At 39.4% G+C, this 25,818-nt stretch carries 27 protein-coding genes; 9 read left to right on the top strand and 18 right to left on the bottom strand.

Annotation, left to right across the window (positions count from 1 at the left end; translation table 11 throughout):
- Positions 1-4: 4 nt before the first annotated feature.
- Positions 5-2,788 (bottom strand): excinuclease ABC subunit UvrA, encoded by a 2,784-nt coding sequence (gene uvrA, locus Q0X72_RS02555; RefSeq protein WP_297761607.1) that lies wholly within the window; start codon positions 2,786-2,788, stop codon positions 5-7.
- Between the two features lie 242 nt (positions 2,789-3,030).
- Between uvrA and Q0X72_RS02550 the strand changes: the two genes are divergently transcribed.
- The 3 genes from Q0X72_RS02550 (at position 3,031) to Q0X72_RS02540 (ending at position 4,954) form a co-directional block, all read left to right on the top strand.
- Positions 3,031-3,612, top strand: a complete 582-nt coding sequence (locus Q0X72_RS02550; RefSeq protein WP_297761604.1) for a sigma-70 family RNA polymerase sigma factor — start codon at positions 3,031-3,033, stop codon at positions 3,610-3,612.
- Between the two features lie 546 nt (positions 3,613-4,158).
- Positions 4,159-4,743 carry a sigma-70 family RNA polymerase sigma factor gene (locus tag Q0X72_RS02545; protein ID WP_297761601.1) on the top strand — a complete coding sequence of 195 codons (585 nt, stop codon included), beginning with the start codon at positions 4,159-4,161 and terminating at the stop codon, positions 4,741-4,743.
- A gap of 67 nt (positions 4,744-4,810) precedes the next feature.
- Positions 4,811-4,954, top strand: a complete 144-nt coding sequence (locus Q0X72_RS02540) for a hypothetical protein (protein WP_297761598.1) — start codon at positions 4,811-4,813, stop codon at positions 4,952-4,954.
- Between the two features lie 15 nt (positions 4,955-4,969).
- Here Q0X72_RS02540 and nth read toward each other — a convergent pair whose 3' ends face one another.
- Positions 4,970-5,629 carry an endonuclease III gene (gene nth / locus Q0X72_RS02535; RefSeq protein ID WP_297761595.1) on the bottom strand — a complete coding sequence of 220 codons (660 nt, stop codon included), beginning with the start codon at positions 5,627-5,629 and terminating at the stop codon, positions 4,970-4,972.
- A gap of 39 nt (positions 5,630-5,668) precedes the next feature.
- On the opposite strand from nth, the gene bcp reads away from it, so the two are divergent.
- Positions 5,669-6,118, top strand: coding sequence for a thioredoxin-dependent thiol peroxidase (gene bcp, locus Q0X72_RS02530; protein WP_297761592.1), 450 nt, complete (start codon positions 5,669-5,671; stop codon positions 6,116-6,118).
- Between the two features lie 46 nt (positions 6,119-6,164).
- On the opposite strand, the gene Q0X72_RS02525 is transcribed toward bcp, so the two are convergent.
- Positions 6,165-7,622, bottom strand: coding sequence for a TonB-dependent receptor (locus Q0X72_RS02525; protein WP_297761589.1), 1,458 nt, complete (start codon positions 7,620-7,622; stop codon positions 6,165-6,167).
- Between the two features lie 88 nt (positions 7,623-7,710).
- Between Q0X72_RS02525 and Q0X72_RS02520 the strand changes: the two genes are divergently transcribed.
- The gene (locus Q0X72_RS02520; protein WP_297761717.1) at positions 7,711-8,481 is read left to right on the top strand and encodes an MBL fold metallo-hydrolase; all 771 of its coding nucleotides are present in this window, start codon (positions 7,711-7,713) and stop codon (positions 8,479-8,481) included.
- The gene (locus tag Q0X72_RS02515) at positions 8,478-8,972 is read left to right on the top strand and encodes a hydrolase (RefSeq protein ID WP_297761586.1); all 495 of its coding nucleotides are present in this window, start codon (positions 8,478-8,480) and stop codon (positions 8,970-8,972) included. Before Q0X72_RS02520 ends, Q0X72_RS02515 begins: the two co-directional genes overlap by 4 nt.
- On the opposite strand, the gene Q0X72_RS02510 is transcribed toward Q0X72_RS02515, so the two are convergent.
- The 9 genes from Q0X72_RS02510 to Q0X72_RS02470 all read right to left on the bottom strand — a co-directional run bounded on the left by Q0X72_RS02510 (position 8,969) and on the right by Q0X72_RS02470 (position 17,654).
- Positions 8,969-9,628, bottom strand: a complete 660-nt coding sequence (locus Q0X72_RS02510; RefSeq protein ID WP_297761584.1) for a dienelactone hydrolase family protein — start codon at positions 9,626-9,628, stop codon at positions 8,969-8,971. The genes Q0X72_RS02515 and Q0X72_RS02510 overlap by 4 nt on opposite strands.
- A 1-nt stretch (position 9,629) precedes the next feature.
- The gene (locus tag Q0X72_RS02505) at positions 9,630-9,959 is read right to left on the bottom strand and encodes a hypothetical protein (RefSeq protein WP_297761582.1); all 330 of its coding nucleotides are present in this window, start codon (positions 9,957-9,959) and stop codon (positions 9,630-9,632) included.
- Between the two features lie 19 nt (positions 9,960-9,978).
- Positions 9,979-11,235 carry a dihydroorotase family protein gene (locus Q0X72_RS02500; protein ID WP_297761579.1) on the bottom strand — a complete coding sequence of 419 codons (1,257 nt, stop codon included), beginning with the start codon at positions 11,233-11,235 and terminating at the stop codon, positions 9,979-9,981.
- Positions 11,232-12,086, bottom strand: coding sequence for a hypothetical protein (locus Q0X72_RS02495; RefSeq protein ID WP_297761577.1), 855 nt, complete (start codon positions 12,084-12,086; stop codon positions 11,232-11,234). The genes Q0X72_RS02500 and Q0X72_RS02495 overlap by 4 nt, the downstream gene beginning before the upstream one ends.
- A gap of 54 nt (positions 12,087-12,140) precedes the next feature.
- On the bottom strand, positions 12,141-13,097 hold the full coding sequence (locus Q0X72_RS02490; RefSeq protein ID WP_297761574.1) for a BatA domain-containing protein: 957 nt from the start codon (positions 13,095-13,097) through the stop codon (positions 12,141-12,143).
- Between the two features lie 107 nt (positions 13,098-13,204).
- Entirely contained in the window at positions 13,205-14,209 is a 1,005-nt protein-coding gene (locus Q0X72_RS02485) for a glycosyltransferase family 2 protein (RefSeq protein WP_297761571.1), read from the bottom strand.
- Positions 14,210-14,300: 91 nt separating this feature from the next.
- Complete coding sequence (locus Q0X72_RS02480) at positions 14,301-14,987, bottom strand: SGNH/GDSL hydrolase family protein (protein ID WP_297761568.1); 687 nt, start codon at positions 14,985-14,987, stop codon at positions 14,301-14,303.
- 109 nt (positions 14,988-15,096) lie between these two features.
- Positions 15,097-15,957, bottom strand: a complete 861-nt coding sequence (locus Q0X72_RS02475) for a hypothetical protein (RefSeq protein WP_297761565.1) — start codon at positions 15,955-15,957, stop codon at positions 15,097-15,099.
- Between the two features lie 209 nt (positions 15,958-16,166).
- Positions 16,167-17,654, bottom strand: a complete 1,488-nt coding sequence (locus tag Q0X72_RS02470) for a carboxypeptidase (RefSeq protein ID WP_297761560.1) — start codon at positions 17,652-17,654, stop codon at positions 16,167-16,169.
- A gap of 143 nt (positions 17,655-17,797) precedes the next feature.
- Between Q0X72_RS02470 and Q0X72_RS02465 the strand changes: the two genes are divergently transcribed.
- The gene (locus tag Q0X72_RS02465) at positions 17,798-18,931 is read left to right on the top strand and encodes a Gfo/Idh/MocA family oxidoreductase (RefSeq protein WP_297761557.1); all 1,134 of its coding nucleotides are present in this window, start codon (positions 17,798-17,800) and stop codon (positions 18,929-18,931) included.
- 14 nt (positions 18,932-18,945) lie between these two features.
- Here the strand turns inward: Q0X72_RS02465 and Q0X72_RS02460 are convergent, their stop codons facing one another.
- The 4 genes from Q0X72_RS02460 to Q0X72_RS02445 form a co-directional block, all read right to left on the bottom strand.
- Complete coding sequence (locus tag Q0X72_RS02460; protein ID WP_297761554.1) at positions 18,946-19,230, bottom strand: hypothetical protein; 285 nt, start codon at positions 19,228-19,230, stop codon at positions 18,946-18,948.
- Between the two features lie 258 nt (positions 19,231-19,488).
- A complete protein-coding gene (locus Q0X72_RS02455; RefSeq protein ID WP_297761714.1) occupies positions 19,489-20,253 on the bottom strand; it encodes a TIGR02757 family protein in 765 nt (254 codons plus the stop codon).
- Between the two features lie 11 nt (positions 20,254-20,264).
- The gene (locus Q0X72_RS02450; RefSeq protein ID WP_297761551.1) at positions 20,265-20,807 is read right to left on the bottom strand and encodes a CPBP family intramembrane glutamic endopeptidase; all 543 of its coding nucleotides are present in this window, start codon (positions 20,805-20,807) and stop codon (positions 20,265-20,267) included.
- Positions 20,807-21,472, bottom strand: coding sequence for an ABC transporter ATP-binding protein (locus Q0X72_RS02445; RefSeq protein WP_297761549.1), 666 nt, complete (start codon positions 21,470-21,472; stop codon positions 20,807-20,809). The genes Q0X72_RS02450 and Q0X72_RS02445 overlap by 1 nt, the downstream gene beginning before the upstream one ends.
- 260 nt (positions 21,473-21,732) lie before the next feature.
- Between Q0X72_RS02445 and folE the strand changes: the two genes are divergently transcribed.
- Together folE and Q0X72_RS02435 are read left to right on the top strand one after the other, a co-directional pair.
- Positions 21,733-22,332 (top strand): GTP cyclohydrolase I FolE, encoded by a 600-nt coding sequence (gene folE / locus Q0X72_RS02440; protein ID WP_297761547.1) that lies wholly within the window; start codon positions 21,733-21,735, stop codon positions 22,330-22,332.
- Positions 22,333-22,405: 73 nt separating this feature from the next.
- The gene (locus Q0X72_RS02435; protein WP_297761545.1) at positions 22,406-22,699 is read left to right on the top strand and encodes a hypothetical protein; all 294 of its coding nucleotides are present in this window, start codon (positions 22,406-22,408) and stop codon (positions 22,697-22,699) included.
- Positions 22,700-22,727: 28 nt separating this feature from the next.
- Here Q0X72_RS02435 and Q0X72_RS02430 read toward each other — a convergent pair whose 3' ends face one another.
- Together Q0X72_RS02430 and Q0X72_RS02425 are read right to left on the bottom strand one after the other, a co-directional pair.
- The gene (locus Q0X72_RS02430; protein WP_297761542.1) at positions 22,728-24,947 is read right to left on the bottom strand and encodes a TonB-dependent receptor; all 2,220 of its coding nucleotides are present in this window, start codon (positions 24,945-24,947) and stop codon (positions 22,728-22,730) included.
- 428 nt (positions 24,948-25,375) lie between these two features.
- Positions 25,376-25,696, bottom strand: a complete 321-nt coding sequence (locus Q0X72_RS02425) for a DUF6787 family protein (protein ID WP_297761539.1) — start codon at positions 25,694-25,696, stop codon at positions 25,376-25,378.
- Between the last annotated feature and the right edge of the window lie 122 nt (positions 25,697-25,818).

Raw genomic sequence — 25,818 nt, 5'->3', positions numbered from 1 at the left:
CTTTTTACCCAATTTTCGATCTCAAATAGGCTGCGGTATACCCATTTTTGCCAGCTACTACTTCTTCCGGAGTTCCTTCTGAGACCAAATTTCCTCCCTGTTCTCCCCCTCCGGGACCCAGATCTATTAAATAATCTGCACATTTGATCATTTCCAAATTATGCTCAATCACCAATACGGAATGCCCACTGCTAATAAGAGCATCTAAGGACTTTAATAATTTTCTTATATCGTGAAAATGCAAGCCCGTTGTTGGTTCGTCAAAAATAAACAGCGCTTTTTCTTTGGAAGCACCTTTAACCAGGAAGGTAGCTAACTTTATACGTTGCGCTTCTCCACCGGACAGGGTAGAGGAGGACTGGCCCAGAGTAACATAACCGAGGCCAACATCTTGTAAAGGAGTAAGTTTTGAAACGATCTTGGATTGCTGGTGAAGCTGAAAAAAGTCGAGGGCATTATCTATGGTCATATGTAAGACGTCATCTATATTGACCCCTTCAAAGTTGACCTCCAGAATTTCTTTTTTAAAGCGTTTACCTCCGCAAGTATCGCATTCTAAATGCACATCGGCCATAAATTGCATCTCTACCCTGATCTCTCCTTCTCCTTTGCATTTTTCACAACGGCCACCATCAACATTAAAAGAAAAATGCTTGGCCTGGTAGCCTCTGAGCTTGCTCAGTTTCTGGGATGCAAATAAATTCCGGATGTCATCATAGGCCTTAATATAAGTGACCGGATTAGATCGTGAGGATCTGCCAATGGGGTTCTGATCTACAAATTCTATATGCTTTATATCCTTGTATTTCCCTTGTATCTCTGTATGTTGCCCTGCTTTAGCCCCATATCCTCCCAACTCTTTTAAAAGAGCCGGATATAAGATCTTTTTAACCAGGGTACTTTTACCACTTCCCGATACACCGGTAATAATAGTGAGCATGTTTAGGGGAATGGTTACATCAATATTATTCAAATTGTGCTCCCTTGCACCTATGACCTTAATATAATTAGGACTAGTTCTACGCGTTTCCGGTACGGCAATTTCTTGCTTTCCACTTAGGTAGTCTGCTGTTAAGGAATTGGCCATCAGAATCTCCTGAAAAGTGCCACATGCCACTACTTCTCCTCCAAAGGTACCTGCTTCCGGGCCTATGTCTATGATAATGTCTGCGGCTTTCATTATATCTTCATCGTGCTCTACCACAATGACCGTATTACCAAGATCTCGTAAGGAACACAGCACATCAATTAAATTCTCAGTATCCCTGGGATGAAGGCCAATACTGGGCTCATCTAAGATATACATGGATCCAACAAGACTACTTCCAAGCGATGTGGCCAGGTTAATACGCTGACTTTCACCGCCAGAAAGGGTGTTCGATTTTCGATTGAGTGTTAAGTATCCCAATCCAACCTTATCGAGAAAGTCTAACCGAGTGTTGATCTCCTTAAGCAATCTGCTGGCGATCTTTTGGTCATGATCTGAAAGAACCAGATCCTCAACAAAGGTTTTTAAATGGATTATGGGACTTTCCACCAGATCCGATATTGAACTTCCATTGATCTTTATATAGGCCGTTTCTTTGCGCAATCTTTTCCCTTTGCATACCAGACAGCGTGTTTTGCCACGATAGCGGGAAAGCATTACCCGGTTTTGGATCTTGTAGCTCTTGTCCTCTAGTTGTTTAAAGAATTTCGTTATCCCAATAAAATGTTCATTGCCTTCCCAAACAAGATTTTTTTGTTCCTCTGTTAACTGAAACCATGGCTTATGTATGGGAAAATCGAAGGTATAAGCGGCATTTACCAGTTGATCCCTATACCAACTCATGCTTTCCCCTCGCCAGGGAAAAACGGCATTTTCGTAAACTGAAAGTGAAGTATTAGGAATAACAAGGTCTTCATCGATTCCTATTACATCCCCGTACCCCTCACATTTAGGGCAGGCACCGTAAGGGTTATTAAAACTGAATAAATGGACGTTAGGCTCCAAAAAGACCATGCCATCTAGTTCAAAGGCATTGCTAAATGGTGTTTCTTCTCCCGTAGCTACTTCTTCGATAATACAATCTCCTTTCCCTTCAAAGAAGGTTGTGTCTATGGCATTTGCCAAACGGTTGTAGAAATCTTCATCATCCTTTTTTACGATCCTATCTACCACCAGGTACAACTGATCACCTACTTTTTGATGCAATTCCTCATCAATTCTGTGAATGGTTCCCCCGTACTTTATCCTGGCATACCCCTGCTTGGACAGAAGCTGCAGTGTTTTCTTCTTATCCCTGTCTTCTGGAATGGTGATGGGGGCCAATAATAGAAGTTTGGCGTTTTCTTCAAACGTCTTAACAAAAGAGACCACATCTGTCACCCTATGTTTTTTAACCTCATTACCAGAGATGGGGGAATAGGTCTTGCCTATACGAGCAAATAATAGTTTTAAATAATCATAGATCTCAGTGCTTGTACCAACGGTAGACCTGGGATTGGTGGAATTCACCTTCTGTTCTATGGCAATTGCCGGAGCAATACCTTTTATTGAATCTACCTTGGGTTTATCTAATTTTCCAAGGAATTGTCTGGCATAGGAGGAAAGACTTTCAACATAACGTCTTTGACCTTCTGCATACAGGGTATCGAACGCAAGACTAGATTTACCTGAACCGGAAAGACCGGTAATGACCACCAATTTATTCCTGGGGATCACCACATCAATATTTTTTAGATTGTGTAGCTTAGCCCCTTTAATAATAATGTTATGCTTTGGATCTACCTCTGTAATTGTGGTCATAAGAATCAGAAAGTTGCAAAGATACAATATGTCAAAACCAAACGCCAGTTGAATAAAAGAAGGAATTGAAAAATGTTAAAACGTAACCTTTATTATTGATAACTCAAATTTTTTCTATCTTTGGATTGTTAATCGAATAAACTACTGCCTATAAAGCAACATTACTTTTTTGAAAAGGATTAAAAAAAGTCGCATCCTACACAAATAATGCGACCCCTGAATTGAACCAAAAAAGTAATTGTATGCAAACAACGATTGACGATGCTATTCTCATTAGTAATTATATCAATGGTGATGAACGAGCCATTGAACTACTCATAAACAAACACAATCAGCGCCTAAGCAGCTATATATACTCCAAGGTACATGACATGTCCATTACCGAGGATATATTTCAAGATACCTTTATTAAGGTAATAAGCACCTTGAAACGCGGCCGCTATAATGAAGAGGGGAAATTCTTACCATGGATCATGCGTATTGCCCACAATCTGATCATAGACCATTTTCGGCGCAATAAGCGGATGCCAAAATATCAGGGGAATAAAGAATTCAATATCTTCTCTGTACTCACTGATGACAAACTAAATGCTGAGAAGCAGCTTATTAAAGAGCAAATAGACCAGGATCTGGAATTGCTCATTGAACAATTGCCCAAAGATCAGCTGGAAGTTCTTCGAATGAGGATTTTTCAAGATATGAGCTTCAATGAGATCGCGGAGAATACTGAGGTTAGCATTAACACTGCTTTGGGACGCATGCGCTATGCATTGATCAATCTGCGCAAGATCATTGAGAAGAATCAAATTGTTTTAACGAATTAATTGGTCTTAGGGCGAAGAATTCCATGATTGCTCCATATCTGCCGTTATTTAGGGGTAACCACAGATATTATGCAAAAGACATACTCAAAACATCCAAAACATTGTAAGCTTATCACCGCTAAGCCCGGTACGGTCGATTTTCTTCTCAACTATTCAAAATCACTTCATATAAGAAAGGTGAAGGGTATGACCATTGAGAGCATGTTAAATTGATAGGCAAACAAACTTTCATTTCATAGAGATTCGTAAAACATTGTTCGTATAAAGAAAAGGCACTTTTAAATAAAGGTGCTTTTTTTTATGCAGTTACCTGCCCAGAATTACTACTAAGGGTAGCCCCGTTCTATGCCAAATTCAAAGGCTGCCAAATACGAATATGTATGTTCACATCAAGAATCGGGTGTTTGACAACATTGTTTTTCCTGAGGGGGGTTGTTTGGGTACTTTTAAATTGTTATTGAAAAACAAGTAGCTCAAATTAATAAAACAACGCGAGCTCATAAGCATCGCTAACGAACTTTAAAGAAACCAAAAGATTATCTAACTATGAAACCACTAAAGGAAGACTCAATATTAGTTCATGATTACATCAGCGGGGATGAAAAATCATTAGAAATTTTGATCAACAGACACAACCAGAGAATAAGTAGTTTTATTTATTCGAAAGTAATGGACCGGGATGTTACTGAAGACATATTCCAGGACACATTTATTAAGGTGATCAAAACCCTAAAAAAAGGTAATTACAGCGAAGAAGGGAAATTTCTTCCATGGGTAATGCGCATTGCACACAACCTTATTATAGACCACTTCAGAAAAAACAAGCGTATGCCTAAATTTGAGGGCAGCGACGATTTTAATATCTTCTCCGTAATAGGGGATGATAAATTAAATGCAGAAAAACAACTCATTAAAGATCAGATAGACAGTGACTTAACCCTGCTCATTGAGGAATTGCCAGACGATCAAAAAGAAGTTCTGTTGATGCGAATCTATAAGGATATGAGTTTTAAAGAGATCTCTGAAAACACGGGAGTAAGTATTAATACAGCCCTTGGTAGAATGCGTTACGCATTAATCAATCTCAGAAAAATCATTGACAGACACAACATCGTTTTAACGAATTCGTAGTTCACAACACTATTTACAATATTTCCATATAGGTTGCGTTATCTTATCATAACGACATCACAATCATATGGAAAAAATTTACTCAACTAAAAAAAATGCCTTTGCCATTCCAAGAGTAGGACCGGAAACGATCCAATTTTTGTTGGCTTATTCTAAAGCACTTAGAATTGTAAAACACAGGCAATTCAGTTTCGAAATGATCCTGAACTAAGAACTACGGCTCGCATTAGCGGGCCTTTTTTTTTGCATACTCCTGAAGTACTTTTTTTCTCCCAATTGTGCGGGTAATGATATCTTTCTCCAGGTCCCATCCCCGGGCAGGAGAATATTCCCTTCCATACCATATGATCTGAAGGTGTAGGTCATTCCACAATTCTTTGGGAAACAGGCGTTTAGCGTCACTTTCAGTTTTTATCACGTTCTTACCTGTTGAAAAACCCCAGCGATACATCAATCTGTGGATATGCGTGTCTACAGGAAAGGCTGGAATACCGAAAGCTTGTGAAACCACTACACTGGCTGTTTTATGGCCAACGCTTGGAAAAGTTTCTAATAGTGTAATATCTTGAGGAACTTCTCCCTTATACTCTTCCACCAGCATCTTAGACAGACCGTAAATACCTTTCGATTTCATAGGGGAAAGACCTACGGGCTTTATGATCTCCCTAATCTCCTCTACAGATAATTTGATCATATCATAGGGATTATCGGCCCTTTCAAACAATTTTGGCGTAATCTGATTGACGCGTATATCCGTACTTTGTGCAGAAAGTAAGACGGCTATTAGCAAAGTATAGGGGTCCTTATGCTCCAAAGGAACAGGAATAACCGGGTATAATTCATTCAGGATTTTAATAGTAAAATCAACTTTTTCAGATTTGGTCATATATGATTACTTTTACGGCCACAGTTAAAAAAAAAGCGAATGAAAACAATTCAAGTAGGGGACAAAGTACCCCAATTTACATCAAAAGACCAAGACGGAAACGAAATTAAACTCTCTGATTACAAAGGAAAAAAACTCGTGGTTTTTTTCTACCCCAGGGCCAATACTCCGGGTTGTACCGCAGAGGCTTGTAATTTAAGGGATAATTATAAAGAGTTACAGGCGCAGGGCTATCATTTATTGGGAGTCAGTGAGGATACACAAAAGAAACAAGCTAGTTTTAGGGACAAGTTCGAATTCCCATTTCCGTTACTGGCAGATGAGGATCACACGGTGATCAATGCCTTTGGAGTTTGGGGCCCAAAGAAATTTATGGGCAAAGAATACGACGGGATCCACAGAAAAACTTTTATTGTGGATGGTAAAGGAACTGTAGAAAAGGTAATTGATAAAGTTAATACCAAGGATCACGCTGCACAGATCCTATAAGTAAAATGGTAACATTAAAAAGCCCTGACATCAATCAGGGCTTTTTTTATACTTCTTCTTTTTCAGCGGTCACGTGTTTAGTAAAAAGCTTTTTCTTCTTAATGATATCTGCGACCCCTTCTGGAAGCATTTCCTCCCAACCTTTCTCACCACTAGTGATTTTTTTAAGGACATCTCTGGAAAAAATATCCATTATTTCCGTATCGTAGTCAATGATGTCCATCACTTTACCATTGTATTTAAAGAACTTGTAAAGTTCCTTCATCCTCGGGTGCACCTTAATATTATTACTGGTCATGATCTGCCCGGTCTCAGGATTTTTCATGGGGTAGAGATAAACCTTGAGGTCCTTAAAGAAAAGTTTTCCAAAGGCTTCTAGAATACCACCACTCAAGTGCCTGTAGTACTTTTCGTCGAATATTTCCACTAAATTATTTACCCCCATAGTAAGGCCAAGCTTTGCCTTAGTAAAGTTTCCGAGGTACTCCACTAACTTATAGTATTCCTGAAACTTGGAAATAAGTACTGTATGGCCAAGAGAGCATAGTAATTCTGCTCTGTCCATAAAATCTTGTTCATCAATTTCCCCCGACGCCCGCAAATTGGAAAGGGTTATTTCGAACATCACTATGGTATTTTCCTCTTCCACAGTTTGTTCCCGGATGAAAATGTCATAAGATTTTTGAAACATGTCCATATTTACCTTGGTAACCGGTCTAAAGCTACCACGTAGGGCCAAAATATTCTTTTTATATAATACAGCAGCCGGCAAGAGATTGTTTCCATCAGGGCCGAACATAACCGCATCGGTCATATCATTTCTAATCAACTGAAGGCTCATCAAACGGTTATCCACATTCTTAAAGTTAGGACCGTTAAAATTCACCATATCGATCTCTACCGTATCTCTATCCAGGTGATCGTAGAGATATTTTAAAAGTTTTCTAGGCTTGTTGTACTTGTAAAATGCACCATATATCAGGTTTACGCCAACAATACCTAACGTTTCTTGTTGTAGCCGGGCTTCATTTTGTTTAAACCGTAGATGTAAAATAATTTCATCGTATTCCTTTTGATTGGGATCTAATTGGAACATGATTCCAACCCAGCCATGACCTTTATAACGTTTTGAAAAATCTATGGTAGCTACCGTATTGGCATAGGTAAAGAAGAGTCTGTCTGGATGGTCCTCCCTTGTAATACGCTCTTCCATCAATTGCATTTCATGGCCAAGCATCTTTTCCAAACGACTTTGAGTTACATATCTCCCATCCTTTTCTGTACCATATATGGCATCACTAAACTTTTTGTCATAAGCACTCATTGCCTTGGCAATGGTCCCAGAGGCTCCACCAGATCTAAAAAAATGCCTGGCGGTCTCCTGACCCGCGCCTATTTCTGCGAAGGTTCCGTAAATAACCGGGTTGAGATTTATGCGGAGAGTTTTGGCCTTTATGGAAGGTATGTTTTCAAATGCAGGATCTTGATTTAAAACTGAAGACATTCAACGGGTTTTACGGTAAACAAAGTTAACAAGAATGGGCTATCTTTTAAATAAATAAGTCATAAATTTGAATAAAATAGATGAGCTGTTGAAATTGACTTTTTTGGGAACAGGAACCTCACAAGGAATCCCAGTTATCGGGAGCACTCATCCGGTATGCCTGAGTAAAAATCCAAAAGACAAAAGACTACGCGTTTCAGTCCTTATTTCATGGGACAATTTTAACTATGTGATCGATTGTGGCCCCGATTTTAGGCAACAAATGCTACGAAATAAGGTTACCAAACTAGATGGTATTCTATTTACCCATGAACATTCTGACCATACCGCCGGTATAGATGACATTCGACCCTTTTTTTTTCGTCAGGGAGATATCCCCATTTATGCTCATCAACGGGTAATAGATTCTTTGAAAATTAGGTTCGACTATATCTTTTCTGAAAACAACCGATATCCGGGAGCGCCCGGCGTTAAAGTTAATAAGGTGGAAAATGGACATCCATTTCAAGTAGGGAATTTATACGCCCATCCTGTTGAGGCTTTTCATAACCGTTTGCAAGTATTTGGATATCGTATAAAAGACATCGCATATCTTACAGATGTAAAATCTATAGATGATAAAGAAATAGAAAAGATAAAAGGGGTTAAAGTATTGTGCATTAATGCATTACGTATAGATTCTCATCATTCACATTTTAACCTTGAAGAAGCACTTGCCTTTGTCCAAAAAGTACAACCAGAACGAGCTTATTTTACCCACATTAGTCATTATATGGGGTTTCATGAGGAGGTAGAAAAGACACTTCCAGAGAATGTACATTTAGCCTACGATAATTTAATAGTAACCACAGACAAATGAAAACAAGGATATTTTTATACTTATTTATTTTCTCTTCTTTGATTGCGCTTTACCTCTACGTAAGCGGCGATAAAAGAGTAGCAGCCGGTGATGAAAAGATTACTGAATTAAAGCTTTCAATAGAACAATTGGAGGATTCTCTGAGAACTACACAATTAAAGGTGCTAGATATGCAGTATTTTTCTTTGGAAAACAATGACGATGCCCTTGTGTATTATGATCATTTATCACTTGAAGATCCCGCCCGCTATATTGCTGATAAATTATTAGAGACCAATGAAACAAAAGGAGATAATCCTATGATTCCATACGAAGGAATGGTAAATGATTTTAAGATCAATAAGATAAAAGTTTTAAATCACAAATGGATCATAGCCGATTTTTCAGATGGTAAGTACTGGGGAGAGCTATTTATCCAATATGAGTTAAAGGATAATTTGTCTGTTGATTTTACGCTCGCAGACTATTTGTTATATACCCGTAGCAATTAAATATGCCTCTTTAACCAGGCGTTCATAGCATAGAAGTTTTCCTGAGACACTCCATGTCCCGTTGGAAATTTTTCAAAGATATGGTCTATACCCAGCTTTTCTAATATTGGTGGTGTCCTTTGGGCCCATGTGAAAGGGATCACGGGATCTACCTCACCGTGGGAGATATACATCTTTAGATGGCTATGATCCTTTTTCTCATAAGATTCCACCAGTGTTTTCTCATCTATATAGCCACTGAGGCCTATTACATTTTGCACCATATCAGGATATGAAAGTGCAATTGCTAGGCTGAGTACCGTACCCTGGCTAAATCCCAATAGCGAAATTTTATTAGTATTTAAATGGTAGGCTTCAATAGCCTCCTGAATAAATGCCACCATTTTGTCAACAGATTTCTTCGCCTGTTGTACATCGCTCCATTTACCAAAATTAGCATCGAAATTAATGGCGTACCATGCATAACCATAAGGGGGCATGGGATAAGGTGCCCTCACTGAAATAACGCACAATTCAGGCGGAAGTTCCGGGGCAAAAGAAAACAGATCTTCCTCATTACTGCCATAGCCGTGAAACAAAAATAGCGCTGCGGCTTTATTTGTATTTGTTTTAGGAGGACGAACAAGATGCTCAAGAGACAAGGGGAGGGTAGTCATGTTATTGAATAAAAGTGAACCATTTTTGAAAATATGGACCTAGTACAGGTAAAGGGTTTAATTTGCCACTTATAGCGCCTAGAAATCCATAGATCCACATTACAAAGTAAAAAATATAAAGGGCTATCCAGGCGTATTTAGAGAACCAAACACTAAGGAAAAGCGCACAGCCAAGAAAAACCAAATGCAATCCAAAAGCCTGTCTTGTATGAAACCTTGCATAGGCATTCTTAGGTTCTGAGTTCATGGATATGGCAATCAATGCTCCAACGATGGTAATATATGCCGCTATTGCGGTCCCTTTCCCTTCCTTAATCTCTTGTGTGGTCATCGTTCTATTACTAATTTCTCTAAGCCAAAAGTAATTGGTCGTTCACTATAACACCATAAACACTTCCTTTTCCTTTCTGACCAATGAACATACTGTTTTTTGAGGTTGAACGAAGGTTGTCTTTCTTAATTTCTGACTTCCCCTCAGGAGTAAATAAGCTTAAGTTAGCCGGTTGGCCCTCTTTAATGCTTACTGTTGTTAGACCAAATCGCTCTCTTCCCTTAGTAAGTAACCTAATAGAAGTTTCTGTATTAAAAATAGCATTGAGAATTCCGAAAGCCGATTCGAGGCCTGCTGACCCAAAGGCTGCATGATCGAACTCTATTCGTTTTTCTTCTATGTCCATTGGGAGATGATCTGTTGTTACCATATCGATAACCCCGTTCTTTAATCCTTTTTTTAACGCTTCGGTATCCTTTTTTGTGCGAAGCGGAGGTAATACCTTATAATTTGTTTCAAATTCATCCAAGACTTCGTCAGTAAAGCAAAGGTTATGCAGCGCTACGCTACAACTTACATCTAAACCTTTCTTTTTGGCCTCAGCAATTAGGTTTACTGCATTAGCGGTCGAAATGGTTGGAATATGGAGCTTACCTCCCGTGTATTCTAGTATAAAAAGATCGCGTGCTATCTGTATTTCTTCAGATAAAGAAGGAATACCCTTTAGCCCAAGTGCAGTAGACATACTTCCTTCATTGACCATACCATTGGCGGCAATTGATAAGTCCATAGGGTAGGAGAGGACCAAACCATTAAATCCTTGCGCATATTGCAGAGAAATCTTTAATAAGTTAGAGTTCATAACCGGCCTTTTAAAGTCGTAAAAGGCTACAGCACCTGCATTCTTCATATCGAATAGCTCGGCAAGATCGTTACCTGCACTGTCCTTAGTGAGAGCCCCCATGGGATGTACTCTTGCTCCTTTTTCACCGGCAGTTTTCTTTAAAAAGACAATATCTCCACTTGTATCGGGAATTGGCCTGGTATTGGGGTTTAAGACAATATCCGTAAAGCCACTGTAGGCGGCAACCTTAATTCCATTTGCAAGTGTTTCGCGTTCTTCATAGCCCGGTTCACCAAAACTTACACTGCTATCTATCCATCCTTTTGACACATAGAGATGAGGCAAGGAAATCACTCTGGTCTTTGAATCTAATTTTATTGAAGCCGCGATCTTTTCAATGTTTCCATTTTTGATCCATATATCTCGTACTTTTTGATGCAATCCACGGTTGTCTTCGTCGAGGATAGTTGCTGATTTTAGCAGTATGTTCATGTAAGTACTTTTTGAATGATTACTTCTGTCAGAATAAAAAGCAGTGCTAAAATAGCAAACCATTTCCAAAGGCTCGTTACTGCATTGTCATTTTCAAATTCATTGAATAGCTCAGAGATCGATCTTCTTATGGTTACTCCCTGCATTGATTCTATTTCCAAATATGACAGATTACTCTCGTCTCTTGAATAATTGAAGCTTAAAGATCTATTTTGTTTAGTGTTCTTCAACTCGTAAGTTCCAGGTGCTTTAGGGTATTCTGAAAACCAAAGTCTCGTTTTTTTACCAATAGACTGTTGCATTGGAATAAATTCTTCCCCTTCTTTTTGAATGCTGATTATTCTGTCTTGCTGCATTAGTTCAGGGATATCTATACTGTTGTCCCTCCCCATATTGTAATAAAGTGCAGCTAATTTTCTGCTTTGCAACGCTATGGCATATACACTTGGAACTATCAGTGGGGAACTTTTAAAGTTAGAGTTGGCATATTCAATGGAAGCCGTAAAAACAAATACATTTTCTTTATTTGCCAAAAAAGGTGCTGCATTGGCGTAGGACAAAATATTAGAGGCATTTCCATTTAAAGTGTAATACTCCTTAACATTGGGATATTGAAAATTTTCGATCCTATCTTTGAATACATTTACAAATAGTGGATGTGCGTAATTTATATCAGTAATTTCTTGAGATACAACTAATTTATTGCCATAGGAGAAACCATAGCCCGATAATAAGCTATTAACGTTTCTGGAATTCATATCCTCAGAAGGGATAACTATCATACTGCCACCTTGTTGCAGGTAATCTTTTATTTTTGCTTTTCTTTCGCCGATAAGGATTACCCTAGGCATCTCTTGTCGAACGGAAAGTTCGATTAAGGTCTATCTCGAAAGTACGAATGTCCGCTAAATTTGCGACGTTATGGTCATAAATTTTATTTTTTCCCGCGTATTAATATTGAAAAACAACTCGTTGTCATACGCCAGCCCCATATCGGATAAGCTCACTCTTCCTTTAATTTCTTCGTTTGCCGGAAGGGTAAAGACTATTTTAGACTTCCCATCCGGATTGTATTTTACCGCGGCTTTAGCGATAAGCGACTCTCCATTGTATGCGGAAATAGGAGTTGATTCGAACTCCGAACTACCAGAGACAAGTACTGCCAAATTCTTTTCAGGAGAATTACCGGCTTCTAAATAGAGCGAGTCTATCGAAATATTGCTCATATTCTCAACACGGAGTGGAACAAAATAATTCTCTATTCCTTTAACAGAATCGCGAATATTTAAAGCCATCGACTTTTGAAAATCGGAGAATACGATTAACTTTTTAATGGTCTTCGGGCCCTGGCTGAAATAAGTGCCACTTTTCAGTAAAATGTCATCCAAGCTAAGCTGATTAGTGCTAAATGGAAGTTGCAGCAGCTCATTTTGGATGTCATTGATAGTGACATCCTTATATTCTTCATCGTTGGTGAATAAAGTAAAGGATGCTTCCGTGGGAATGGCATCAATGAGTTCCTGAATGGTCTCGCCTAATAAAGAACTATTATCCTTCCGAAGTTGCAGACTGTGGGAATTATCCAGATAAATAACCATTTCTTGCTCCTGTAAGGCTGTGGAATTAGCCATAAAAGGCTGGGCAAAGGCAAAGATCAAGGATGCAAAAAGAGCCATTCTTGTGAACAACAGCAACCATCGTTTTAACGACTGACTTCGTTGTGATTTGGCCACCACCTTTTGAAGGAGTTTTACATTCGTAAAAGGGGTTTTCTTAAATTTTCGAAGTTGTAAAAGATGAACTAGGACAGGAAGTAGGAGGAGCCATAAGGCCCAAAGTAGTTGCGGATATTTAAACAACATTCCCAAGAAACATTTGGCAAATATACGTAAATTTTAAGAGGAGCATAGACCTTGTAAATTTTAATAGATTATATGTATACCTGAATTTTTTGTTGTAACCCCAGGAACTAGCAAAAGAAATAAAAGTCGGTCATGTCCTTCATAGAAAGATCTTCCAAAAAACTCCGTATCTGTTTCTGTGCCTTTGCATTGGCCACGGTAATTATGCTTTTTGGATTTTTCATCTTTCCAATTACGGTATAGGATGAAAGTATTTGCCCGTAGATTTCTTTTCCAATTTTGTTTGGATTATCACATACCCAGTAAAAAGGAATTTTTTGCTTTCTCAGAAGTTTTGCCACGGTCTTGCCTTTATTTCCGGCACCCCATATCACCAAAGGACGATTTGCATCCCATTCTAGTTTCAAAAAATAGTAGACCTTCAGGTCAAGGAAATAGTTTTGTGCATAGTGTTCGCTGGTGCGCGATGTGCGTGTGTCGTAATCTCGCCACATATGTAATACTTCGTCACATGGCAGACAAGTTAGTCCGGAGGTAAACATACGAAATGCCAGATCGTAATCTTCCGGGTAGCGATTCTCATTAAATGCGCCACATTGGTCCAGATCTTCCTTATGGAGCATCCAGCAGGGAGATGGGATCACACATTCTTTATACCGCTCTTCAAAGTTAGACCCTGTATGCGTTAAGTTATTTAGCCATTCTTCATAGCGTCTGTATCCATTGCTAATGCCACTTGCAGAGAAATAACGGACCTTTCCAAGCGCAATATGCCCGGGCCCCGACATTTGTAAGGCAGAGACCATAGTTTTGATCTTCTGAGGCTTCATAACATCATCAGAATCCATACGTGTAATAAAACGGCCAGAAGATGCCGAATAAGCCGTTCGCATTGCCATGATAATTCCGTCGCCTTTATTTGAATGCACTTTAATTCTGGGGTCTTTTTCTGCGATAGACTTCAGTATTTGGCGGCTGTTATCTGAAGAATGGTCGTCTACTGCTATTACCTCCCATTGTAAATAGGATTGACCTTGAATTGAGGCTATGCACTCAGGCAGGTAAAGCTCAGTATTCTTAAACGGAATGAGAATACTTACGAGTTGGTTCATAAGAAGAAATGATAATGATCTTATTTTTAATTAAGGTAAAGGAATGATTTTTTTTGACAGATCAATGATTTTGTTATTAATGCCCTACACTTTAATCAGATTTATGGAGTGCTTTGTTTATCGCTTTTAGCGCTAAAGGGGCCATTATTTCGTATCCGGCTTTTGTGGGGTGTACACCGTCATTCGCCAGATCACTATCCATACCATTCTTATCATTGACGAGAGCAGCATAATAATCCAAATAATGCACTCCGGCTAGTTCTGTGTATTCTTTGATCATCGCATTCAAAGCCGGGATTTTTTTGTGAGGCTCCGGGCCAGGTCTCCAAGGGTAGTCAGATGCAGGTAAGACGGAGCACAGTATCACTTTAATATTATTGGCTTTGGCCAATTCTGCCATAGATTTTAAGTTGCCCAAAATCTCATCCAGGGTCATAGGGCCTGTGTTTCCGGCAATATCATTAGTGCCTGCAAGGATAACAACCACTTCTGGTTTCAGATCAAGAACATCTTGTCTAAATCTCACCAGCATTTGTGGCGTAGTCTGACCTCCAATACCTCTGTTAATAAAGGGCCTGTCCTTAAAAAAGGAGGGCATGGCTTGCAGCCAACCAATGGTTATGGAATTGCCAAAAAATACAACTCGTCCTTCTGATGGCATCATCTTTAATTCTCGATTATCTATTTGAAATTCTTTTAGTTGAGCCCAGTCCTGGGCAAAAACAGATCCTGTTGAGAGTATAAAACAAAAGACCGCAAGAAATGGGATTCTTTTCATCAAATAACAGAAATAATATATACCTTGAAAAGATACTAAATAAGATAGTTGCGCACCAAAAAACCCCGCTTTAATAAAGCAGGGTTTTTAAAAATTTTCTTTTTATGGGCTATTCGCAGGCTATATCTTCGCCAGTGCTGTCCCAGCAATGCCAAAGTATATCCTCAAAATAGGCAGCTGCTCTAACTCTACCTTCATAGGTGTCTCGACTCCATTCTATATCCACTTCTGTAAATTCCTGAAGGTTAGAATCATAGACGTTAGAATAGAAGTACGCATCAAAATCTCCATCTTGTAATCCATATTCCAGGTAACTATTTCTAAACGGATCCGCATTTTGCTGATCGTCTAATGCACGAACCCAGGTATAGCGTATAAATCCAATTTCATCACCAGATCGCTCCCAGTTTATTTGCAACATAGGATCTGGTCTGTCTGGTCCCTGGTTAAGGATCCAAGAGCCACTGTTTCCATCTAAGGATGAATTTCCGCTAAACCATAAAAAGTCTTCGAAGTTATCCGGCCCCATTTTGGTTATGTACATATTCCAGGCTACGCCATTTGCCGATAATTGTCCTGTAAGACGGGCCGTATATTGGCTGGCAAAGCCATCAACGCTATAGGTCCATTCCCAGGTGTCATCTGAAATTTTCTCAGGCGTTTGTGAAAAAGCTGCCTGAAAAGAAGCTACCGGTACGGCCAATGTTGTATAAAGAGCAGAGCTCCATACTCCAACTACAATACGGGAGAACACCCAGTTTCCGTTGGGCGCCTTGTTATCATAGACAAGGGTTGTAGATTTTCCTGAGTTACCATTGTCCTCAAAAGCTTCAAAATCGAAGGCCATGGACTCAAATGGAGGTAATTCCGGAGACGTTCCCTGTTCATTAATTTCTGTTGATTTTTCGCAAGAGGTTGCAAAGATCATGATCAGAGTCAACATAAGACCTGATAATTTCCAATTTTTCATACTTGTATATTTAGTTTATTTTTCCTGAAATATTCTGTTTTCATAACGCTCTAAAGCCCATAAAAGTATCAGCAATACAAATATTTATTGGAGAAATAATGATAGTCAAATTATCTCAATTGATTCAGAATAAAGTTGGTTTGATTAATGTCTAAGCATTTAGTTAGAAAATACACTGAACATAACCAAGTAGTCTATGTTATAGGGTCTTAGTATTTAGCACTCTTTCCGTTCGTCTGAGTGGTATTAATAAAGGCCCGAATGTCATCATTGGCCTGTTTCAGATCCTCTCTTCGAAGGTACATCATATGACCACTTCGGTATCCTTTAAATTGGAGCCTGTCTTTCATACGACCGCTGGGATCTACCTGCCACATTGTATACTTGGCATTAAAGTAAGTGGTGGCCCCATCGTAATAGCCACTTTGGATCAGTACGTTCAAATAAGGGTTCTGAGCCATGGCCTGTCGGAGATCGTCTCTGGTATTGTCGTTTTCGTTGTTCCATGGTCTTACAGGTCCAAACATATTGTACTTGATGTCTGTTTTAAATTTAAGTTCCTCCTGCAGATAATAATTAATAGCCGGAGTAAAACTGTGAAGCCATGAAGTGATCTCGGCATTATAATCTGGCCGTACGCCCGCAAGCTGTTTATCTATACCTAAATAACGACTGTCTAACCTTCCAACGGTATAGCCCTTGTCTCGCAGTAGTGACTTCCAGAAATAGGAGGTAGGCACCATGAGGTTTTGGTATAAAATTTCCTCCCTGGAGAGGCCGGAATAGTAAGCCATTTTATCGGCAACCTGATTGCGTTCTTCCCGACTTATAAAACCTCCTTTCGCCAAGGCAGGAATCAGAGTATTTATAGTATATTCTTCAGACTCTGGTAACACTTCAAGAAGGTCTTTATTCTGTAGGGTTGGTGGTAATGCCTTGTGATGCCAGGCAGCGGCTGTGTAATAGGGGAGGTTTAAAGCTTCACTGACAGGCCCTCCTACGCGGATCACTTTATAGTCGGCCGGACTCACCATGATCACTCCATTGAGGTACATCCATTGCTGGTTCTGTAAGGCAAGTGAAAGACCCATGACACGAGTGCCTCCATAACTTTCTCCAACTATATATTTAGGAGAACTCCATCGGTTATGACGGGTCACAAATGTATTTAACCATTCTGCCAGGTATTTAATATCGGCGTTGATCCCAAAGAATTTATCCCGGTCCACTTCTTTTCCTGTCTCAGGAATGGTCCGTGAATATCCTGTATTGGCCGGATTCACATACACAATATCGGTCACATCGAGGACGGAATAGGGATTCTGACTTACGCCATATGGTTGAACAGGATATCCTTCATCATCAATTTTTAAGACTCTAGGTCCGGTGTAGGCCAAATGCATCCAAACCGACCCAGATCCGGGTCCACCATTGAATGAGATAAGTAACGGCCTGGACGACCTGTCTTTAACATTATTTCTTGTGTAATAGGTGTAATGAAGCGACGCAATGGGTTTTCCCAATTCATCCCAAACTGGTTGCATTCCGGTTTTAGCCGTGTATGAAAAATTAGTCCCATTTATAGTAACACTGTGCTGCGTTATTACGGCAGTATCTACAGGAATAGAGCGGTTTTGTCCAAAACCTCCATAAAGAGTTAATAGGCTGGTAACAGCTGTCAGGATCTTGATTTTCATTCGATATGATTTAATATGAGCTTTAAAAATAGGGAAATATGTTGAGTATAAAACCCTCTTATCCAAATGCATGTTTACTCCATTTGAAACTGGGCAGAATAGTTAGTATCTTCGGAGTAGAAAGGGTTCTAAAGGCTAATGCAATGGAGAAAATTACAAGAAGAGTATTCAATGAAAAGCTATCCCAGGGTGTATTAGCTGCCGGTCTATTTGCCAGTGCCCCTATTGCCTGCGCTATGGGCAACGAAACTTCAAAGAAACGCTCGCTTGGAGTCGCCTTAGTTGGCCTTGGGAGTTATAGTACTTATCAATTAGCTCCGGCATTGGAGCAAACCCGGTATTGTCATTTGGCAGGAATTGTTACGGGAACTAAAGAAAAGGAAAGCGTTTGGGCTTCAAAATACAATGTGCCTGCGGACAATATTTATAATTATCAGAATTTTGACAAAATAGCAGAGAATAAAGACATAGACATAATTTATGTGGTTTTGCCCAATAGCATGCATGCCGAGTTCTCCATCCGTGCTGCCAAAGCGGGAAAGCATGTAATTTGCGAGAAACCAATGGCTGTTTCTGTTAAAGAATGCGATGCTATAATTGAAGCATGTGACAAAGCTGACGTAAAATTAGGTGTAGGCTACCGTCTGCATTCTGAGCCCTATACTCAGGAAGTCAAGCGTTTTGTCAAGGAAAAGACCTTTGGAAAAGTTCACTATATAACAGCAGAAGCGGCTTATCATTCCCGGGGTAATCCCGGGCAATGGCGATTAAATAAAGCATTGTCTGGTGGCGGTGCACTAATGAATATGGGTGTTTACAGTATTCAGAGTGCTATTTACGGCACCGGGGAGAACCCTCTAAATGTTACAGCTCAGGAATTTAGTACGAGGCCAGCTTATTTCAAAGATACCGATGAGACCATTACCGCTCAATTTCAATTTCCGGGAGGAGCGGTAGGCAATATATTTACGTCACATAATGCAAGCGCAAATAGGTTATATGCGTCTTGTGATCGTGGTTGGTTTGCTCTTGAACCGGCAAACAATTATGGCCCATTATCTGGAACTACCTCTCAAGGTACTATCACGTTTCAACATGAGTCACAACAGAAGCTGCAAATGGATGATTTTGCCCGGCATATACTTGAAGGAACTGTTAACAGAGCTCCGGGAGAGATGGGTAAACGAGATATGATCATTGTGGAAGCGATATATAGATCTATCGCTGAGGGGAATAGATCAATTCCTTTAGATCTAGGTACACTGGGCCTAGTTTAGAAAAGAGAAGCATGCTATACCTTATTTAATAGCCAATATTCAGCTCTTTGTTGGGTTTCAAAAACCTTAAGGCGGGCAGATCTGTTGGTGGCAACGTCTACTAAGAAGTCCGATAATGACTCGCGTTTCCAAACCATTGCCATCATTATTTTGTTGCCTAAAACCTGTGCAATTTTTTCCCCGATAAAAAAGAGTTCAATTAAAGCTATTTCATCAGCAATAACTGCATTGAGGTCTACTAGTATTTTATGACAGCCATTATCTTCACATTCATGTAAGATCTGTTGGGGAAAGTCCAAAAATTTCCACCAGGTACTCTTTCTCCGTTAAAATAGAAAAACTACTTACCATTCTCAGCCCTTATTCTATGCGAATGAATAGTAATTAGTTGGGTTGTTGCTCTTTAAATGTACAAAAATATATTTTACGCCAAAAATGATTTGTACGATTTTAATTACAAAAAAAGTAAACTGGAAATATTTATGAATAGAACGAGGAGTTAACCTAATACTCTGGATAAATCTCACTGATTAATTTGAAATCTATCAATTCCGGGCTTAGAATTTTTCGAAAACTCCAAGACCAAAAAGGGCAAAATCATATTTTACAGGGTCATTCGGATCTAGTAAGCGAAGATTGGCATCTAGTTCTGCAACGGCTTTTGCATCATTTTGCTTACGGGTAAGAAGTCTTAGTTTTCGGGCTACATTTCCCGAATGAACATCTAGTGGGCAAGACAATTGAGATGGATTTAGAGATTTCCAGATGCCAAAATCGACACCGGTAGTCGCATCCCGAACCATCCATCTAAGGAACATATTGATCCGTTTAGCAGCCGAGCCTTTAGCGGGATCTGAGATATGTTTTTTGGTTCTCTGTTCATGGGGAAGTTCAAAAAAATATTCTTTAAACTTAGTTATGGCGGGTTGTAATGTACTCTTCTGGGCATGTCTGCTAAATACAGCTTCCATACCGTCATGATTGGTGTAGAGGTGCTTAAGGGCCGCCATAAAATATTGCAGATCGGATCCGTTAAAGGTTCGGTGTACATAGGCTTGCAAAGACCTGAGATCTTTATCAGTATGCTCCATGACAAATTGGTAAGGCGCCCGGTCCATGAGTTCCATTAATAAGGTGGCATTATTGATGATACTTTTCCTGTTACCCCAGGCAATAGTGGCCGTAAGAAAGCCACTGATCTCTATGTCCTGTTTTAAAGAGAAGGTGTGAGGGATTTGAATGGGATCTGAAGTCAGAAAAAAAGGCCTGTTGTACTCTTCAACCTTAAGATCCAGAAACTCGTGTAACTCTGCGCTAATTATTGTTGGTTTGCTCATAATAGTTCGGAACTACTTATCAAAAGAAATATAATGCCATTATGACTCATATGCATTAACACAGCATAGCGCAATCCAAGTCGTACCCTTAAAAAACCCAGAAAAAAACCCATTACAATTTGTGGTGCAACCAGGACAGGAGTTAACCACAAGAGATCGTTGGCATTATCGAAATTTCCTAAATGAACCAACCCAAATAGCAAACAAGAGAAATAATATATCCATGGGAAGTAGGATGAACTCTTAAAAAATATCAACGGGCCTCTAAAAATTAACTCTTCAACGATTGGAGCAATGAGAACCATCAGGAAAAAGATAGTAATTGAGGAATAATTTTCAAAAAAATCTTCCGTTTTATGGTCCCCAATATCGATATTCAAAAAGGTAGCCAAACTATTTAAAAACAGGGCAAGTCCTATACCAAATGCAAAATTCCAACCTAAGACATTTAGGAAAATTCTCCATTTTAATTTCAAATGAAGATTGGAGTAGGGGACATACGATGGCTTGCGGACAAAACGCCAAACATGTCTAAGCATTATTGATTTACTATTTGTCCATCTACCATGGTAAGTTTCCTGTCTGCCATGTCTGCCAATTCTTCATTATGTGTAACAATCACAAAGGTCTGTCCGAACTCTTTCCGTAATTGGAAGAATAGCTTATGGAGGATATCAGCACTTTCCGAATCTAGGTTACCACTTGGTTCATCCGCAAGGATCACAGCGGGATTATTGATCAGTGCACGGGCAACTGCCACCCGCTGCTGCTCGCCACCTGATAGTTCACTGGGTTTGTGATGGTGCCTGCCTTTTAGACCTAGAAAGTCGAGAAGTTCCTTAGCTCTGTCTTCTGCTTCCTCGGAAGCTGTTTTTTTGATATAAGCAGGGATACATACATTCTCAAGGGCTGTAAATTCCGGAAGTAATTGATGAAATTGAAAAATAAACCCAATATGTTTGTTCCTAAAAAGAGCCAGATCTTTATCCCTGAGTGCCGTTACCTCAATTTCATTGATCTTTAACTCACTTTTTTTCGGATTAGATTGATGGTCCAGGGTCCCCAGGATCTGCAATAAAGTTGTTTTACCGGCGCCAGAGGCACCAACGATAGAAACTATCTCGCCCTTTTTTATGGCTAGATCTACTCCCTTTAAGACCTGGAGCTTCCCATAGTTTTTTTGAATATTCCTGGCGGTGATCATTCCTTTTTCTTTAGGGGTTGAAAGTACACAATACACTGCTGATTACAAAATACGAAGTGAGTACTCAGCAACTGTAGTCATGTTTTTCTTTGATGGGTTGAACACCTTATAAATGCTGAAGTTGTTAAGGTCGGGACAATGCTAATTATACGTTAAAATGGCTTTAACATAATAGATTTGTGTAAATTTGTTTAAGTTTAATATAAAAATAATAAACAAACGAATCGATTCATTGATTTCGGTATAACTTCATCAAGCTTATGGCACCTTATCAAAATCTGGAAGAATACAACCTTTCAATTACCAACGAAGTTAAAGAACGCTACTCCAAGATCCTTGATGAAATAGGAGAGAATATAAATCGTGAGGGTTTGCAAAAAACGCCCGAGCGTGCAGCTAAAGCCATGCTCTTCCTAACTCAGGGATACAAGCAAGATGCCGTTAAGATACTGAAAAGCGCCATGTTTGCTGAAACTTATGACGAAATGGTCATTATAAAGGATATTGAAGTGTATTCCTTATGTGAACACCATATGTTGCCATTCTATGGGAAAGCTCATATTGCTTATATACCCAATGGTCATATCGTAGGTCTCAGCAAGATACCAAGGGTAGTAGATGTCTTCGCCAGGCGATTACAAGTGCAGGAAAGACTTACCCATGATATATTAGAGTGTATCAATAAGACGTTAAAACCCAAAGGAGTAGCAGTAGTTATAGAAGCATCTCATATGTGTATGATGATGCGGGGAGTACAAAAACAAAATTCGGTAACCACTACCTCCGGGTTCAGAGGTCAATTCGAAAAAATTGAGACACGAAACGAGTTTCTTAAACTTATTAGTTCTAAACTTTCGTAATCTAACTATTTTCTTCTAGTAACTTTTCCTCCTTTGGGAGACCAAACATGTTTTTAAGTATTTTTATAGGTAGATGAAAGAACATAGAATTAAATACTTGTTCCTTGGACTGCTATTTGATGGGATAGGCATGTTATCCTTTATGCTTCCCGGAATAGGGGAGTTCTCGGATGTAATTTGGGCACCACTTGCCGCCTGGTTAATGACAAGAATGTATAGAGGACGTTCCGGCCAGGTAGCCGGAATCGTCACTTTTATTGAGGAATTTTTACCCGGATTGGATCTTATTCCAAGTTTTACCCTGATGTGGCTTTATACCTATGTCTTTGCCAAACTAGGATCTAAAAAGGTCATAAACTCCAAATAATTCAGCAAAACCATGTTGTCATCCTGTATCAAATAGGATAATGTACGCCTATACTAATGTTTCGGCCAATATTTGGGATACCATCTATTTTTAATCTGGAAAGATGTGAAATATAAGTTTTATCCAATAAATTATTCACACTTACTCGTAGTTGCATCTCATTCCCAAATACCTCTATAGCGCCGCCAAAACCAATATTCAATAGCGTATAGCCGGAAGTAGGAGTTTCAAAATCGCTTACCCTATTCTGGTCCATTACAGAGAGAAGTGTCAGATAACCATAACCCTTTTGAAACCAGGAGGTACTTGGTGTAGTGTCTTCGATTCTTAAGGTATTGGTTATTTTATTGGCGGGGATCAGTGGTAGATCCTCATCATTTTTTAGCATGCCAGTAACCGACTCGAAGGTGCTTTCTATATGTAACCAATCCAGGGGATGTGGATGAAGATGAAAGCCAATTTCACCCCCGTATAAGGTGGCATCTTGTTGTCTGTAAATATATACAGGATCCAGATCTACAAAGTCGCCATTTGGTTCTACATATATAAAATCATTTACCGTATTATGAAACCCGTTGATAAATACTTCAACATGCTCATTGGAATATTCAATGGACAGATCGAGCTGAATGTTCTTTTCATTATTAAGATCGGGATCCCCGATCTCGAAGCGGTTAGTTCCTTCATGGATACCATTGGAAGTAAGCTCTGCCAAATTTGGTGCTCTAAAACCGGAAGCTACATTCAATCTGCCTATCAGATTTTTTCCCAGATCTGATCGGATTCCCAGGGCGGCGTTTACACTGTTGAAATTTCTGTCAATAGCAGCAATGTATCCCTCTTCCCCGAAGGTCCCATTTTCTTCTCCGATTATCTTTCTGTGGTCGTAACGGAGTCCAATTTGAACATCAGATTTACCCAGATGTATGTGGGAGGTACTTAATACACCAATATCTCTGGTGTCAGCATCCGGGATCAGTACTTCCTCTCCGAAATTCTTATTGGTTTGGTCCATCCCTTGAACCCCAATAATAGTTTCCAGAATCTTTCCTTTGGGCAAGTGATACTGCAGGTTGAAATTAAAAGTAGACAAATTCATATCAAGGGCAGGAAGATCCGGTTCGCCTTCTTCAAATTCCTTTCGACCATTAAAAATATATCCCAAGACCAGTTTAAGGCTCGACTCTTTAAAGAATAAATTGGTAGAACTGCTCAGTATATGGCTTTGAAGTTCCTGGAAGGGCGTGTCCGGCGTTCTATCCTTAGTTTGTGCCCCAATATCTTCCGGAATTCCAAGATCGGATTTGTTATAATTGTATCTAAGATCTGTTTTAAAGTTACCACTCTGATAGGCGATCCCAGATTTAAGATCATATTCTTTAAACCGGGAATTGGTGACTCTCTGATCGTTACCCGCCAGGTAATCTGCATGTGATGTGATACCTGCCCGAACAAGAAATTTTAATTTTTTACCTGAGGTTTTATAGCCCAGGTTAGTAGCTATTCCTTCCGTATTGGAGAAGTAGTTTAGATTGATGTCGCTTGTAGATGTTCCTCCAAGCGCATATTTCTCAGGATTCAGATAGAGCACACCTCCCAAAGCATCGGATCCGTATAGCAAAGAAGCCGGACCTTTGATCACTTCTATACTTTCTATGCCCGCATCAGAGATCCCTAGGCCGTGTTCATCTCCAAATTGCTGATTCTCAAGACGAATCCCCTGAGAATATACGAGCACCCTGTTAGCACTCAGGCCCCGGATTACGGGCTTACCTATACCAATACCTGTGGAAACACTTTCAACACCAGCAATATTGCGAATCCCATCTGCCAGTGTTATTGCCCCATTAGTACGTAAGGTCGCCATTTTTTCCTGTTCTACCTTCATCACGTTTTCACGCTGTAATTTGTGAAAAGGGGTAGAGACAATTACTTCCTCCATTTCTATAGCACTAGGCGTGAGGGCAATGTTGAGCGAATTGGTATCTGATTGAATAGTAATGGAAGAAGAATAAGTGAGAAACCCAATATAAGAAGCAACGATCTTATACTTGCCCTGGGGTAAATCATTTAGTGTATATCTTCCTTCTGCATCAGTAACGGTGCCTTTTTCAAGTTGTGGAAAGTAAATAGATACCTGTTCCAGGGGTTCCTGAGTATCTGAGTTTACTACTGATCCTTCCAGGGAATTCTGAGCATGGGAGATAAACCCATATATAAGTAATAATAATGGTAGCTGTTTTTTCATTATTGCAAGAATTATAAATAAAAGTTGAATTAAAATTGAACGCAATTACACAGCTAAAGGGGGCGCTCTCAATGAAAAATAGGGCCTTTTTGCAATCAAGTACGCATCGAAATAATTATTAGTTATCTCCTTACTATAGAAAGGGTTAGACCAAGTTACTGAAAGTAGTGAAGGATATAAATGTTTGTTTGATACAACATCGTAAAATTCACAATTGAATTCGGATTCGTGGTAGTGATTAGAAATGTCACTGTCACAAACAATAGAGGTATGGTTTAATAGGGCGTGATGTATTGCAGTAATGGATGGAAGTAATAATAAACCAAATAGAAAAATGGCTGTAATTAGAATACCGTACTTAATATTATTCTGCTGCACGATGCAAATTAAACATTTACAAGGCTATAATAATGTTAAGAAAACTACAATTATTTTAATAGGAACCCTAACCCGATTCGCCGTAGCATCTTCTTTTCAAAATTCCAAAAGAATGTATACTGCCCAAAAATCCAGCCGAAAAGGACCAAAAGTATTTGATAGAAAGGAAAGATGAGTAAAATACGTAAGCTCCAGTAGACCCATCCGCTCCACCAGCTTATTGGAAAGGCATCGCGTGACATGCCTATCCAGTTTAGAAAAGGTTTTGCTACATACACAGAGGCAGAGCCCGTAATAGCAAAGACCCAAAATATGACGACTAATTGCCAACCATTCTTTATACCCCAGCGTTCCTTTAGGCGTTCTTTCATGTACTTTTTAAGGCGCCAAAGTTACTCATTTAGATCCTAGGAAAAAAGGGACCCAGGCGTTGATTATATCTGCGCTGAAAGTAAATAAAGTAATTGTACAGTTTATAGTTAACTTCATAACC

The organism is uncultured Muriicola sp., assembly GCF_947258935.1.
Lineage (GTDB): Bacteria > Bacteroidota > Bacteroidia > Flavobacteriales > Flavobacteriaceae > Muriicola.
This window is presented reverse-complemented; position numbering and strand designations above follow the sequence as displayed.